This window comes from Salinimonas marina, assembly GCF_015644725.1.
Lineage (GTDB): Bacteria > Pseudomonadota > Gammaproteobacteria > Enterobacterales > Alteromonadaceae > Alteromonas.
Map to the genome: position 1 here is coordinate 1,014,681 of NZ_CP064795.1, position 14,348 is coordinate 1,029,028.

At 43.7% G+C, this 14,348-nt stretch carries 12 protein-coding genes and 1 pseudogene; 1 reads left to right on the forward strand and 12 read right to left on the reverse strand.

Annotation, left to right across the window (positions count from 1 at the left end):
* Positions 1-138: 138 nt before the first annotated feature.
* A complete protein-coding gene (prsT, locus tag IT774_RS04320) occupies positions 139-2,724 on the reverse strand; it encodes an XrtA/PEP-CTERM system TPR-repeat protein PrsT (protein ID WP_195811499.1) in 2,586 nt (861 codons plus the stop codon).
* A 262-nt stretch (positions 2,725-2,986) separates the two neighbouring features.
* Here prsT and IT774_RS04325 point away from each other — a divergent pair, with 262 nt between their 5' ends.
* The gene (locus tag IT774_RS04325; RefSeq protein WP_195811500.1) at positions 2,987-4,093 is read left to right on the forward strand and encodes an acyltransferase family protein; all 1,107 of its coding nucleotides are present in this window, start codon (positions 2,987-2,989) and stop codon (positions 4,091-4,093) included.
* Positions 4,094-4,184: 91 nt separating this feature from the next.
* Here IT774_RS04325 and IT774_RS17280 read toward each other — a convergent pair whose 3' ends face one another.
* The 11 genes and pseudogenes from IT774_RS17280 to pepA (IT774_RS04370) form a co-directional block, all read right to left on the reverse strand.
* Positions 4,185-4,334 carry an integrase core domain-containing protein gene (locus IT774_RS17280; protein ID WP_269749798.1) on the reverse strand — a complete coding sequence of 50 codons (150 nt, stop codon included), beginning with the start codon at positions 4,332-4,334 and terminating at the stop codon, positions 4,185-4,187.
* Between the two features lie 248 nt (positions 4,335-4,582).
* A complete protein-coding gene (locus tag IT774_RS17695; RefSeq protein ID WP_269749789.1) occupies positions 4,583-4,708 on the reverse strand; it encodes a hypothetical protein in 126 nt (41 codons plus the stop codon).
* Positions 4,709-4,777: 69 nt separating this feature from the next.
* A pseudogene (locus tag IT774_RS17285) lies at positions 4,778-4,919 on the reverse strand (IS3 family transposase); the annotation flags it as partial.
* A 110-nt stretch (positions 4,920-5,029) separates the two neighbouring features.
* Positions 5,030-5,785, reverse strand: a complete 756-nt coding sequence (gene pepA, locus IT774_RS04335; protein ID WP_195811501.1) for a flocculation-associated PEP-CTERM protein PepA — start codon at positions 5,783-5,785, stop codon at positions 5,030-5,032.
* Positions 5,786-6,270: 485 nt separating this feature from the next.
* Positions 6,271-7,023: a flocculation-associated PEP-CTERM protein PepA gene (gene pepA / locus IT774_RS04340; RefSeq protein WP_195811502.1), complete on the reverse strand. Its 753-nt coding sequence runs from the start codon at positions 7,021-7,023 to the stop codon at positions 6,271-6,273.
* A 379-nt stretch (positions 7,024-7,402) separates the two neighbouring features.
* Positions 7,403-8,155 (reverse strand): flocculation-associated PEP-CTERM protein PepA, encoded by a 753-nt coding sequence (gene pepA / locus IT774_RS04345; protein WP_195811503.1) that lies wholly within the window; start codon positions 8,153-8,155, stop codon positions 7,403-7,405.
* Between the two features lie 554 nt (positions 8,156-8,709).
* The gene (gene pepA / locus IT774_RS04350) at positions 8,710-9,465 is read right to left on the reverse strand and encodes a flocculation-associated PEP-CTERM protein PepA (RefSeq protein WP_195811504.1); all 756 of its coding nucleotides are present in this window, start codon (positions 9,463-9,465) and stop codon (positions 8,710-8,712) included.
* A gap of 433 nt (positions 9,466-9,898) precedes the next feature.
* Entirely contained in the window at positions 9,899-10,654 is a 756-nt protein-coding gene (pepA, locus tag IT774_RS04355) for a flocculation-associated PEP-CTERM protein PepA (RefSeq protein WP_195811505.1), read from the reverse strand.
* 502 nt (positions 10,655-11,156) lie between these two features.
* Positions 11,157-11,918: a flocculation-associated PEP-CTERM protein PepA gene (gene pepA, locus IT774_RS04360; RefSeq protein WP_195811506.1), complete on the reverse strand. Its 762-nt coding sequence runs from the start codon at positions 11,916-11,918 to the stop codon at positions 11,157-11,159.
* Positions 11,919-12,292: 374 nt separating this feature from the next.
* Positions 12,293-13,048 carry a flocculation-associated PEP-CTERM protein PepA gene (pepA, locus tag IT774_RS04365; RefSeq protein WP_195811507.1) on the reverse strand — a complete coding sequence of 252 codons (756 nt, stop codon included), beginning with the start codon at positions 13,046-13,048 and terminating at the stop codon, positions 12,293-12,295.
* Between the two features lie 477 nt (positions 13,049-13,525).
* Positions 13,526-14,284: a flocculation-associated PEP-CTERM protein PepA gene (gene pepA, locus IT774_RS04370; RefSeq protein ID WP_195811508.1), complete on the reverse strand. Its 759-nt coding sequence runs from the start codon at positions 14,282-14,284 to the stop codon at positions 13,526-13,528.
* Positions 14,285-14,348: the final 64 nt, after the last annotated feature.

Here is a 14,348-nt window from a genome sequence, read left to right on the forward strand (position 1 = left end):
TGGCGATATTTCTTAAGGTATCCGCGGGGATCCCGATTTCCTTTTTATCATTTCTCATACTTTGATTAAGTGGTATTAGAAAATTTGCAATAAAATTTAGGGGGCCGTAACCAAAAATCTGGTCACGGCTTAGTAAAGCTACATCTTCGCTTCTATCTCTTTCTTAGTATTCAATAGCGCTTTCTGATTGGGCTTAAGCTCCAGCGCCTTCTTAATCCAGGTGTACGCATCGTCTTGCTGGCCTTGTTGATTTAATAACCAGGAGAGGTTATTCATCGCTTGCCAGTTTTTAGGGTTTGCCTCTACCACCATACGATATTGCTTGATAGATTCAGCTTGTTTATCTGCCCGAGCCAGTTCGCTTGCATACATTTCACGGGTGCTTCCGGAATCAGAGTTTTCAGCTAAATACTCTTCCAGCAGGTCAAACCCTTGCTGCTGCTGACCTTGCTTTTTAAGCCCCTGATAGAGGGCCTGTACAGTGCGACTATTGGGTGAAGCTTCATAAGCACTACGTAAACTTGCAGTGGCATTACCGGTGTCGTTATTCGCCAGCGCGACCTTGCCTTTTATTAACTGGGCGGCGGGCGTTTGTGCCTGCTGGTCGCTTAACTTATCCAGTAGCGTTTGCGCTTGACCAGGCTGCTTTTTAGTCAGGTAAATATCGGCGGCCAGTAATATGGCACGGTCGCTTACCGGAGTGTCATTATTTAAAAGCGGCTGTAGGGTGCGAAGCGCCGTATCGTTAGCGCCTTGCATTGTCTGGGTCCGCGCCAGCATGTAATGGACTGCCGGGGTCGACATTTCACTTTCAATCAGTTTATTTAACCGATATTCCGCTTTTTCATATTGCTGGGTTTGTAAAAATGAGCGCGCCAGTAAAAACTCAGCCTTTGGCTTGGTTTGAGGCGGAAAGTTTGCATTTTTACCAATCTCAATGGCTTCTTCAAAATCCCCGGTAAGTACATATGTATACATTTTAGTGTATTGCTGGACGTCTTCAGCAGTGGTTACCTGTTGTACCAGGTCGTCGGTTTTACCTTGGGGATCTTCACTATTCTGTGCTGCCAGAAATGCGCCTTTTAATGCCTGTTCATCGTTGGGCGCCTTTTGAAGTACATCAGCAAACAGGGTATAGGCCTGGTCAAACTGTTGCTGTTCCATGGTGCGCACTGCTTCATGGTTTAACGCAGCAATATTGTCTTTATCGAGCTGTCTGACCTTTTGATAGATCTCGTCAAGGGCGTCATAATTGCCCTGGTATTTTTCAAACTCGGCAGCAATCAAATAATTAGCAACATTGTCAGGCTCTTCAGACTGCCATTGCTGTAATTGAGCCCTGGCCGCTTCTTCACCTTCTTCGTTGGCTTTAAGGGTCAGCAAGATCAGCTTGGCCTGTTTGGTGTTGCCTTCTGCTTCCTGGGTCAAAATGCGGTTGGAAGATTCACGAACCATCTCCAGACCCGACTGGTCACCTGAAATCAGCTTAAATAAGCCGACTTCCTGGCGCTGTTGTTCGGTTTTGATATTATTGCCATCCAACTGCGACAATATTTGGTTGGCGCCTTTGGAAAAACCGTCACGAATCAGGCTCATGCTGGTAATCACCGACAGCTCGGCATTGTCGTTTACCATTTCAGGGCTGCGATTGAAAATTTCCAGCGCATCGCTGCTGGCACCGGTTTCCAGCTTGGCCGCTATGTACAGTTGCTTGGCCGGGTGATTGGCGGGAACCCGGGTGACAATGTGTTCCAGATTCGCAATCGCCTGCTCGTAGTTTTGTAATTTGAAGTGCGCCATGCCGGCTATATACGAGGTAAGGGGGCTTTGCATACCGGCGTTTTGCGCTTTCTCGATATGGTTTGAGGCTTTTTCAAAGTCTTCTTTAGCTAAGGCGACAATGGCGGCCAGTTGATTAGCCATGGCCTGATTCGGAAAACGCCCCAAAATCTCATTGATATACTGGGTGGCTTCATCGAAGCGTTTCAGTCGAATAAGAGATTCAGCGATATTGAAGTTCAGCCGCAAAAAAGCAGGCTTATCTTCCAGCAGCTGTTGAAAATTCGTCAGAGCAGATTCCGTTGCTCCCATACCATACTGAATTTCTGCAATTAACGTGCGGGTCACCCAGTCGGTAGACTGCTTATTTTCAACCTCAGCCAAGGCGGCTTCGTCGGCGGTATCCGGGTTTACGACAAATTGATCGACCAGGCTTAGCAAGTTTGCATCCCGCTCACTCAACTGAGACTTTTCCAGCCCATCGATAATTGTCTGAGCTTCTTGTTTGTCGGCCTGGCGACCCAATACCAATGCTTCAATAATCTGCACAAAAGCGGAAGGCTGAAAACCTTCACGACTTTCCAGTTGCTCAATGGTTTGCAACGTGGCGTCATTATTGGCGTAGGCATAGGTGGCGCTGATATAACTGTCAGCAAATTTTACAGGTTCCGCCCCCGCCTCCATCGCCTTATCAAAGGAGCTCACAGCATTTTCCATGCTCCCCATCTTGTAATAAGCCTGAGCTAACAACAACCGGGCTTCTGCATTGTCAGGCGACGCCTGAATGGTCTGTTTGAGCTCAATTAACGCTTGCTGATATTCATTGTTTTCAATAGAAGTGCGCGCCTGCGACAACTGTTCTTCAATAGACTGTTCGGCACAGCCTGTCATAATGGCCAGAGGCAGGGCAGCAATAAGCAATTTCTTGGTAAATATTCGTTTCATAATTTTGCAGTTCAAACTAGTTGGTATGTTCACAGTAAGCAATCTGAAGGTAAAGTCAAAGGCTATACGCTCACTTTGAAGTATTGATCAGTATAAAAGCTTCGTAGCTTACCATTAGTTGCGATGAAAACGGTATGGAAGGTATTGCCATTGAAGGTCTATGGCTTTGTCCTGCAGAGTGAAGTCGTTCAATTAGTTAATTAACGTGCTTCGTTGGGCGCACCTATTGTATATTGTCTTTTTTCATTAAGGAGCGAAGTTTTTGCAAGCTTCTACACCCACTAGAATACACGGCCTGGATACAGCGAGAGCTTTTCTAATGGCTCTAGGCGCCTTTTATCACGCTGCGCTAATCTATAGTGAAAACAGAGCTTGGCGGGTAGCATCTTCAGAAAATTCTGGCCTGTTAAAGTTCATTGCCACGACAATACATGAATTCAGAATGGAAGCTTTTTTCCTGGTATCAGGTTTTTTCTTTGTGCTCTTATTCGACAAGATGCAAAGAGGATTTCTTGGAGAAAGACTTCAACGAGTCGTGATTCCCTTGATCGCTTTTGGGCTGACTCTTAATGTTTTGATGAACTATTTCAGTGAAAACATAAACATAGACTGGAATGTTGTCAGCTATTTCTTAACAGGACACTGGCTAGGACATTTGTGGTTTTTAGGTAATCTTTCGGTCTATTTCGTTGTATTCTATGCTTTTCTTAAAGCATTCTCGATACCGAACAATATTGAAAAGAAACTAATCATAGTTAGTTTTTTTCTTGTTACCCCTATAGTCTCATTGCTTCTGGCATCGCCAGTATCGGATTTTTACCCTAAACAATTACTTTTCATTACTGTAGCCAAACTGGCTTTACATGCCCCATACTTTTTTATGGGTATGATTATGTATCGAAACAAAGAAATTTTTCTTTCTTTATTTTCGAAGAAAGGCATTGGTATAGCAGTTTTAGCTGTACTTGCCATCAAGTTGGTAAAACGTGAACTGGCGCTTTCCGGGGTTGAGTATAATATCACTTCACTGTTTGATGAGTTCAGTAAGCCTTTCTTAATATATATAGTGTTGGGTATTTTTATGGTCTTTATGAATAAAAGCAATAAAGCCATTAAATCGATGTCTGACGCCAGCTATACCATCTATTTGCTACATCAGCCTATAATAGTATTGCTTTATAGCTGGCTTATGTATATGAATATTAACCTGTATATATATACCGAGTATGCTGTGTTAGTTAGTGTAAGCCTATTTCTACCGTATGTTATTCATACATATATCGTGAATAACTTCAGCTTTGCGCGTTTGCTGTTTAATGGCGTAATTCCTAAAAGCGCCCACTACAAACGTAAACTTGGTGCAATTTGATGTACACAGGTTTCTTGCTTAAACCGAGTTGAAGCAGACTACAGCGTTACGTTCGGCGACTGGTCTTGGGATAAGTTAGCTCATATTTCGCTTAAAACGCCCGATGTGTTTCATCGGGCGTTTGGTATTTGAGGGCCAGATGGGGCCGCCTTTCATTAAAGCTTGCCACTGACACCGTAACTATCTTTCTTGCATCCTCTAAATCACTCGACCTGCTAAGCAAGTGCTCGTTTTTAAAAATAGTAAATTAAAGAGATGGTCTCCACCAATATCAATCTGGCCGCACGCTAGCAAATAGTGAAGTTTTCGTACGCTGATACGTAGCTGCAGCATCCGCTCCTGGCCGACGAACCTGACAACAATATATTCATGCGCTTCGGGCTTGATACACGAGCACTATGTTGATAGTAGGCTTGACGAGAGACGCTCAGGAAGCGACAGGCTCGCGCGACAAACATTCCCTTTATCGCTTTTTTACCACGCTGACGCCTAGTCACTTTCGAGTACATTAATCACAGCTTCGAAGGAATCAGCCTCCATTTTGCTCTCTGCCAATTCTTTTTTTAATACTGTGATTCGCTGTTCAGGAGTGAGTTCTGGTTTGGGATTATCCATCGTATAGCCTCAATTAAGTAACAGGGGAGACCGATTTTTTCAATCTAACCGACCATGCTTACGAAGCTAAACTAAAACCGTAGAACGGCCTTGGACCCCATAGTGTTCCTGCGCCTGCTTATAGTGAATTCTCCTTTTCCATCTGGTCGACAACGGCTAATTTAAAAGCGAGGGAATAATCGCGTTGAGATCTCTTTGTATCTATTTTCATTACACTCTCCACAATAAGTTTGAAAAGTGTCAACGCTATTTAGGATGAGACACAGACATAAAAAAAGCGACCCGGAGGTCGCTTTTTTTAAAACTATAAGCTGCGTATTATTACGACTTACGACGGCTGCTTGCGCCAAGGCCCAACAGACCCAGAGACAATACCGCAATAGTTGAAGGTTCTGGAACATCAAATACTGCGCTTACATCGCCAGTTACTTGTTGCTCACCTTCAAGAGGAATGTTATCGAAATCACCATCTACACGAACATTCATGTAGAACGGAGTAGGAGATACAAAATAAGTATCGCCATCTTCAGTCAGTTCAAAGTCACGGAACATAAAGTCAAACACACCGCCGAAGCCGTATAGCAGACCAACATTCTGTGCAATAGTTTCGCTAGCACCTAACAGCATATCATCTGAAGTGTTTGCCAAATCTAACGTACCCACATCATTCGCGATGGTGTCTTGATTTTTGTCAAGATACAGCATGAATGAACCTGTTTCGGCAGACAAAGAAGCCTGTGCACCACCTGGTCCTGGGATAGTTACATCGCCGGCAGCAGTGAAAGTTGCATACAAGTTGTAGTTAGAGCCGATTACCGAACCGATTTGAGAGCTGTTCGCAGTACCGTCGCTACCGAATAACTGATTCATAGAAGCAAACGCTGAAACTGTGAAGCCATCGTTATCATCAAAGTTGATGATTTCAGTGTAACCGCCATTCAGTTTGTCTGCCTGAACGATTTCACCGCCATATGGAGTTTCATCGATCTCGAAGTCAAGGAAGTCAGCGTGGCTGGCAAAAGAAGCCGAAAGGCCAACCGTTAGCGCGATAGATTTTACCAATGTTTTAATTTTCATACTTTCTCCATATTCCAATTGGAAGAGTTTGACGTAAACTCTGCTCGTCACTATGCACTTGCAATACCAACTTTATAGGTGGTTGAATCATTCCGATTTTCACGAAACTCAAAAAAAACTGTCCCCGAATGTGTAAATTACTCTGACACTAATTTGTTTAATAAATGACCTAAAAGGTGTATCTGGCCGCTTTTTGTCCCCGCCGGCATTTGCTGGTTTTAGTTTGCTTCTGACTAAATGGGCTGAGTGGCGGATGTTGTGGCACTTTTTTCTGAGCAATTCGTACTGTTTGGTATGCAGAATCATAAAAGGTATTGTAAAAAATACCATTTGAGTCGGCTTTAACCGAGCTTGAAGCTGCCAGAGGAAAGAATTTTCCTGAGTTAGAATGGGTAGAATGTCGGGAGGGTACCTGATTGTCAGGCACTTAGAATAGAAAAGCGACCCAGAGGGCCGCTTTTAAAATTGCTGATTCTAACTGATCTTTATGATTTACGACGACTGGTGGCACCGAGCCCTAACAAACCCAAAGACAAAATTGCAATGGTAGAAGGCTCAGGAATGAATACCGCACTCACATCACCGGTGATAGTTTGCTCACCTTCCAGTGGGATAGTATCAAAGTCTCCATCAACATTTACGTACATGTAAAATGGGGTGGGCGAAACAAAATAGGTATCGCCATCGCCGGTTAATTCAAAGTCTTTGAAAATAAAGTCAAATACCCCACCAAAGCCAAACAGTAGGCCTACATTGGAACCGATAGAAGTGCTTGAGCCTAGTTCCAGGTCATCCCCGGTATTGGCTAGATCCAGCGTGGCCACATCATTTGGGGTGGTATCCTGATTCGCATCGAGCCATAGGGTGAAAGAACCAGAGTTTGCCGATAGCGAAGAGTCGGAACCCTGCTCTCCAGGAGTCATTACGGTACCTGCAGCGGTAAAGGTCGCGTATAGGTTATAATTGGCCCCGATGACGGAACCAATCTGGGAGCTATTGGCCGAACCGTCATTGCCAAATAGTTGATTCATAGAAGCAAATGCGGAAACAGTGAAGCCACCTTCGCCATCAAAGTTGATGATTTCAGTATAACCGCCGTTCAGTTTATCAGCGGTGATAACTTCACCACCGTAAGGGGTTTCATCGACCTGGAAATCCAGGAAATCAGCATGGCTGGCAAAAGAAGCAGCAAGACCCGCCGTTAAAGCTAGAGTTTTTACTATAGAAGTGATTTTCATCGCCATCTCCATATATCTATTTAAGTCGACTTCCAAGAAGCCGTATTAAAGATGTTGCATTAGCGGTGCCATTATTTAAGTGGTTAAATTTTAACCGCTTTATTTTTGAGAAATTCACGAGTGTAAAGAAATTTGACACTTTGAGAGGAAGGAGCCCATTGGCAAGCTCTGTAACACAGCGTCAGTACGGCGTTATCAAGCGTCTGAGGAGTAGGTAAGAAAAGTTTCAGGCTATATTTTTATCTCGTGTTATAGATTGGATGGCCTGGATAAATGCTGTATGGATGTATCTTCTTAGTTTTGTCTGTTTTGTTTATGACAAAAGCAAGGTGACTTCCCTGTCACCTATGTTGCTATAGTTTACCAAAAGCAGAGCCGATTAAGATTTACGGCGTTTGGTAGCGCCTAACCCTAGTAAGCCGAGCGAAAGTACTGCTAATGTGGCTGGCTCTGGAACAAATACTGCACTTACATCACCGGTCAATATCTGATTGCCTTCTAAATCAAGCTCATCAAAATCACCATCTACGGTTACCATCATATAAAATGGAGTAGGTGACACAAAGTACTCTTCGCCATCCTCGGTTAATTCGAATTCATTGAACATAAAGTCGAACACCCCGCCAAATGGATACAGCAGACCAATATTCTGAGCAATTGAGCTACTGCCGCCCAGTTCTATATCATCACCTGTACCACTTAAGGTCAAAGAAGCCAGGTCTGTGTAGGTCGTATCCTGGTCATCATCAAGATAAAGGGTAAAAGAGCCTGAGTCGGCTGACAGTGAAGCAATTGATCCCATTACACCCGGACTCGTTACGGTACCGCTAGCGGTGAAGGTTGCATAAAGATTATAGTTAGCACCAATAACCGAACCAATTTGAGAGCTGTTGGCGGTACCATCATTACCAAATAGCTGGTTCATTGAGGCAAATGCAGCAACGGTAAAGTTGCCTTCATCATCAAATTCGATATATTCAACGTAGCCACCGTTCAATTTATCGGCGGTAACAACATCACCATCATAAGGCGTTTCATCAACCTCAAAGTCCATAAAACTGGCGTGACTGGCAAATGCAGCTGCAATGCCTGCGGATAGAGCTAAAGATTTTATAAGCGTATTAAATTTCATGACCATCTCCGTATTCCAGTGTGGGGAGCATTAGATATGTGCTCACTAATACTATTGCATTAGAAGTGCCAACCTGTAAGTGAATGATTTATAGTCTGTTTAAAAATCAACCAGGTATTTGTGTAAAAAAAGCAGACGTCTGACCCCGTTTTTTTATTAGAAAAATAGACTAAAGGCTAAAGTCAATTATTAGCGTCCTGGAACATCCGCAGGCTTCGACAAACCGCAAAAATTGAATTGATGCTGAATAAGAAACCGCGTTAGATGATATTTGGCGAAAGGTTTGCTGCCCGAGGGTAATAACAACAGATACAGGAGAGTGCAACGTGAGCCTGGATTAAAAAGTGAGTCTGGTTAATAAAGATAATGCTTGTTTATAGCGCCATGCATAACCAAGACAGGGGCAACATCACCAGCCGATGTGAATAGCTCACCCTATGGGACCTCTTGTTGTTGAGCGCTTTGACAACAACTGCAGGTTAAAAGCTTTATTTGTAGCTTGTACAAAAAAGGCGACCCGAAGGTCGCCTTAATATTCATTTGCTGACGTAAAATTATGCTTTACGACGGCTGCTGGCACCAAGACCTAATAGGCCTAAAGCCAAAACCGCTATGGTTGAAGGCTCTGGTACCTCAAATACTGCACTTACGTCACCAGTAACCAGCTGATCACCTTGCAGTGGAATATTATCAAAATCGCCGTCTACACGAACGTTCATGTAGAAAGGCGTTGGAGAAACAAAATAAGTATCGCCGTCTGCTGTCAGTTCAAAGTCACGGAACAAAAAGTCAAACACACCACCGAAGCCATACAACAAGCCTACGTTTTGCGCCAGGTTATCACTTGAACCCAACAGTTTATCATCTGAAGTATTGGACAAAACTGACGGCGCACCAACATCAGCAGTGGTATCCTGGTTTTCGTCCAGATACAAAGAGAATGAACCCGAGTCTGCCGACAACGACGAATTAGCACCTTGCTCTCCAGGCGTCATCACAGATCCAGTTGCTGAGAATGTGGCATAAAGGTTGTAGTTTGCACCGATTACAGAACCAATCTGAGAGCTATTAGCAGAGCCGTCGTTACCAAAAAGCTGATTCATAGACGCGAACGCAGTGGCGGTAAAGTTACCAGCGCCATCAAAACTTAACAATTCGAAATAACCGCCGTTTAGTTTATCAGCAGTGATCACTTCGCCACCGTATGGGGTTTCATCGATCTGGAAGTCCAGAAAGTCGGCTTGGCTAGAAAAAGATGCTGCGATACCAGCAGTTAATGCTAAAGATTTTACTAATGTTTTAAGTTTCAAGTTCCGTACCCCAATTTCGAATAAGTATGAAGCTTCAGTAAGCCTCTGGCATGACATTGCAATTGGCGAGCCATATTGCAACTTCTTGAATTTGTTAAAAATCAACGTAAGGTTTAGGTGGTGTGTAAATTTTGTTGACACTTTAGTAGTGGGTGTACGCGTTGTTATAAACCACAGGAAGGTACTCTGATTGTCAGTAAACCGGCCCTGCAAATTTTTGGCTTTCCGGATATGGGGATTACTTGTAGCGAAATAGAAAGGAACATCGCTTCTTAATATTATTAAGTATTTAGCGGTCGTACGATGGTGACTTTGTTACTGCTAAGCGGAAAAGAATCGTTTTTCGCTTGCTAATTCTGTTTAAGAAACTAATTTGTGATATACAAAAAAGACGACCCGAAGGTCGCCTTTTTTATTTATAGCGGGCGTAAAATTAAGATTTACGACGGCTGGTAGCGCCAAGACCTAACAGGCCTAAAGACAGTACCGCAATAGTTGATGGCTCTGGTACATCAAATACCGCACTGACATCACCCGTTACTTGTTGCTGGCCTTCCAGAGGAATGGTGTCAAAATCACCGTCTACACGAACACTCATGTAGAAAGGCGTAGGAGATACAAAGTAGGTATCGCCCTGTGCAGTCAGTTCGAAGTCACGGAACATGAAATCAAACACCCCACCGAAGCCATACAACAGACCGACATTTTGTGCCAGGTTGTCACTTGAACCTAACAGCATGTCATCTGAGGTGTTAGCCAAATCTAATGTGGCTACGTCGTTCGCCGTGGTGTCCTGATTGGCATCAAGGAACAAAGAGAACGAACCAGACTCTGCTGACAATGATGAGTTAGAACCCATTGCGCCCGGAGTCATTACGGTACCGGTAGCAGAGAATGTGGCATACAGGTTGTAGTTAGCACCGATAACAGAACCAATCTGTGAGCTGTTGGCTGTGCCGTCGTTACCAAAAAGTTGGTTCATTGACGCAAATGCAGTAGCAGTGAAGTTACCGGCATCGTCAAAGTTAATGATTTCAGTGTAACCGCCATTCAGTTTATCAGCAGTGATCACTTCACCACCATAAGGAGTTTCATCAATCTGAAAATCCAGAAAATCAGCGTGGCTAGAAAAAGATGCTGCGATACCCGCGGTCAGTGCTAAAGATTTTACTAATGTTTTAAGTTTCATATTCCGTACTCCATATTCCAATTAAGAGTGAAGCTTCAGTAAGCCTCTGACCTAAGATATTGCAGCAAGCGTGCCAACATATAAATCATTGATATACGGTTAAATTAAGATCTGATCTAAATGCCGTGTTAAATTTGTCGACAGATTCAGGGTCAAAGTTATTTGGTTATGTAAAACCCTGTATTTATACACTTTAATGCGTGGAGATGAGTGGATAAGTCGTGGGGGCTGACATCTTTGGCGTGCAATAACCTTGCAAAAAGAATTGAACAAGGATTACGTTAAAGCGTAAGAACGATGCTGGGTGATGTTGGGTAAAAGGGAGCTGCGGGGAAACAACAGTAGGCGAGTGTAAATCTGTAGCTGGCCAGGCTGGTTTAAGCACTATCTACTTAGGAAGGTTTGAACAAAAATCTATCTGGACGGTCGTATTTGCTCGTCTTTTGTCTCTGCAAAAAAAGGCGACCCGATGGTCGCCTTTTTCAATTGTGCGCGTGTAAAATTATGCTTTACGACGGCTGGTCGCGCCAAGGCCAAGAAGACCTAACGCCAGTACTGCGATAGTTGAGGGCTCTGGTACATCGGCAACAAATACGGCGCTAAGGTCACCGGTTACCTGTTGCTGGCCAGCCAGAGGGATGGTGTCGAAATCACCATCGATATTAACGGTCATATAAAAAGGCGTTGGAGATACAAAATAAGTATCGCCGTCAGCGGTTAGTGTGAAGTCATTAAAAATGAAATCAAACACACCACCAAAACCGTACAACAAGCCTACATTTTCAGCCAAAGAGGTGCTGAAACCCAGCATTCTATCATCTGCAGTATTTGCTAAGGTCAACGACGCGACATCAGTAGCCACGGTATCGCGGTTCTGATCAAGATAGAGTGAGAAAGAACCACTATCAGCAGACAACGAAGCGTTTGAGCCCATGACACCAGGGGTCATTACCGTCCCTGTCGCCGTGAATGTTGCGTACAGATTATACTGAGCGCCAAGCAAAGAACCAATCTGAGAGCCGTTGGCGGTACCATCGTTGCCAAACAATTGGTTCATCGAGGCAAATGCTGAAGCAGTGAAATTACCTGCATCATCAAAAGTAAGAATTTCGGTATAGCCGCCATTTAGTTTATCCGCAGTCACGACTTCACCACCGTACGGGGTTTCGTCAACTGAAAAATCTAAAAAGTCAGCGTGGCTAGCAAAAGAAGCAGCAAGACCAGCAGTAAGCGCTAAAGATTTTACTAACGATTTAATTTTCATAAAGGGTATTTTTCCAATTAAGGTAAGGGGCTTCCATAAGCCGCTCAAGTTATTAGCACTTTATATGCCAAAATTTAACCTGTTGAATTTTGAGCTGATATAGCTCGACGCAATATTGAGGCCATAACAAGTGTAAAGAAACATGACAGTTTCAAGGTTACTTTTGCTGAAGAAAGGCCAATACTTCAAACACACTTTGTTTTTGCGGACCAGGCTTTTAAAGCGGTTGGTATTGCATAGCAAGAAATTCAGTGCTTTCTGTTTATAAAATAGTGTTGCTGATAGCGGAGATAAAGTGGGGGGCAAGGTGATACAAAAGGTAATAAAAAAAGACGACCCGAAGGTCGCCTTTTTTATTTATAGCGGGCGTAAAGTTAAGATTTACGACGGCTGGTAGCGCCAAGACCTAACAGGCCTAAAGACAGTACCGCAATGGTTGATGGCTCTGGTACATCAAATACCGCACTGACATCACCCGTTACTGTTTGCTCACCTTCCAGAGGAATGGTGTCAAAATCACCGTCTACACGAACACTCATGTAGAAAGGCGTAGGTGATACAAAGTAGGTATCGCCATCTTCTGTCAGTTCGAAGTCACGGAACATGAAATCAAACACCCCACCGAAGCCATACAACAGACCGACATTTTGTGCAAGGTTGTCACTTGAACCTAACAGCATGTCGTCTGAGGTGTTAGCCAGGTCTAATGTGGCTACGTCGTTCGCCGTGGTGTCCTGATTGGCATCAAGGAACAAAGAGAACGAACCAGACTCTGCTGACAATGATGAGTTAGAACCCATTGCGCCCGGCGTCATTACGGTACCGGTAGCAGAGAATGTGGCATACAGGTTGTAGTTAGCACCGATAACAGAACCAATCTGTGAGCTGTTGGCTGTGCCGTCGTTACCAAAAAGCTGGTTCATTGACGCAAATGCAGTAGCAGTGAAGTTACCGGCATCGTCAAAGTTAATGATTTCAGTGTAACCGCCATTCAGTTTATCAGCAGTAATTACTTCACCACCATAAGGAGTTTCATCAATCTGAAAATCCAGAAAATCAGCGTGGCTAGAAAAAGAAGCTGCGATACCCGCGGTAAGTGCTAAAGATTTTACTAATGTTTTAAGTTTCATATTCCGTACTCCATATTCCAATTAAGAGTGAAGCTTCAGTAAGCCTCTGACCTAAGACATTGCAGCAAGCGTGCCAAAATGTAAGTCACTGATATCTGGTAAAATTGAGATGTGATCTAAATGCCGTGTAAAGTTTGTCGACAGATTCAGGGTCAAAGTTATTTAAATAAGTAAAATCCTGTATTTAATAGCGTTAAATGATAGTGAGTACTTCCTGCCCCGTGGTATTAACAGTCTAAATGGGTCGTGAAAAGCACATAGGCCAGGTTTAAAAAAGGCAGAATGGATAGGGTCGAGAACTGACAAATACCGCCACGGGGGATTTCACAGACCTGACAACGCAGGCTATCGAAGGATAGAGTCAGCGGGCACAAAGGTGGGTTGTATTAAATAGAATAGTCGCAGAGACTGCGTTGTATACAGACAAAAAAGACGACCCAAAGGTCGCCTTTTTTCATTTATATGGCTGGCGTAAAATTAAGATTTACGGCGACTGGTAGCGCCAAGCCCTAACAGGCCTAAAGAAAGTATCGCAATAGTTGAAGGCTCTGGGACCTCAAAAACTGCGCTGACAGAGCCAGTTACCTTTACAGGACCTAGTGCAGGCTCAAACTCCCCAATTGAACCATCCACACGAATATTCATGTAAAAAGGCGTTGGTGATACAAAATAGGTATCACCATCTTCAACCAGCTCAAAGTCACGGAACATAAAATCGAACAACCCAATAAAGCCAAAATGTAGCGCAAAATTCTGAGCCAGGTTGTCGCTTGAACCTAACAATTTGTCGTCGGAGGTATTCGCCAGATCTAGTGTTGCAACATCGTTAGCGTGGGTATCCTGATTTTCATCAAGATACAAAGAAAAAGAACCCGATTTAGCTGATAATGATAAGCCAGCATCGCTATTGCCCAGAGACCTCACGGTTCCGTTTGCACTGAATGTGGCATAAAGGCTGTAGTTTGCCCCAAGCACAGAACCAATCTGAGAACCGTTAGCCGTGCCATTGTTACCAAATAATTGGTTCATAGAAGCAAACGCTGTGGTCGTAAAATTACCTGCGCTATCAAAGTTAATGATTTCAGTGTAACCACCATTTAGCTTATCGGCAGTAATTACTTCACCACCGTAAGGGGTTTCATCAAGCTGAAAATCCAGAAAGTCGGCGTGGCTTGCCCATGACGTTGTGATTCCAGCAGCTAGCGTCAATGATTTTATTATTGTTGTTAGTTTCATAGTTATCTCCACAGTCCATTTGAAGTACTTCTAAATTGAGTTACGTCTTAAGCACAAAGAGTGC

Excerpts from the sequence above, each read along its gene's own strand:
- pepA (WP_195811502.1), bottom strand. The coding sequence starts at position 7,023 with ATGAAAATCACTTCTATAGTAAAAACTCTAGCTTTAACGGCGGGTCTT.
- prsT (WP_195811499.1), bottom strand. The coding sequence starts at position 2,724 with ATGAAACGAATATTTACCAAGAAATTGCTTATTGCTGCCCTGCCTCTG.
- pepA (WP_195811503.1), bottom strand. The coding sequence starts at position 8,155 with ATGAAATTTAATACGCTTATAAAATCTTTAGCTCTATCCGCAGGCATT.
- pepA (WP_195811501.1), bottom strand. The coding sequence starts at position 5,785 with ATGAAAATTAAAACATTGGTAAAATCTATCGCGCTAACGGTTGGCCTT.
- IT774_RS17695 (WP_269749789.1), bottom strand. The coding sequence starts at position 4,708 with ATGGATAATCCCAAACCAGAACTCACTCCTGAACAGCGAATCACAGTA.
- pepA (WP_195811507.1), bottom strand. The coding sequence starts at position 13,048 with ATGAAACTTAAAACATTAGTAAAATCTTTAGCACTTACCGCGGGTATC.
- pepA (WP_195811505.1), bottom strand. The coding sequence starts at position 10,654 with ATGAAACTTAAAACATTAGTAAAATCTTTAGCACTGACCGCGGGTATC.
- pepA (WP_195811508.1), bottom strand. The coding sequence starts at position 14,284 with ATGAAACTAACAACAATAATAAAATCATTGACGCTAGCTGCTGGAATC.
- pepA (WP_195811506.1), bottom strand. The coding sequence starts at position 11,918 with ATGAAAATTAAATCGTTAGTAAAATCTTTAGCGCTTACTGCTGGTCTT.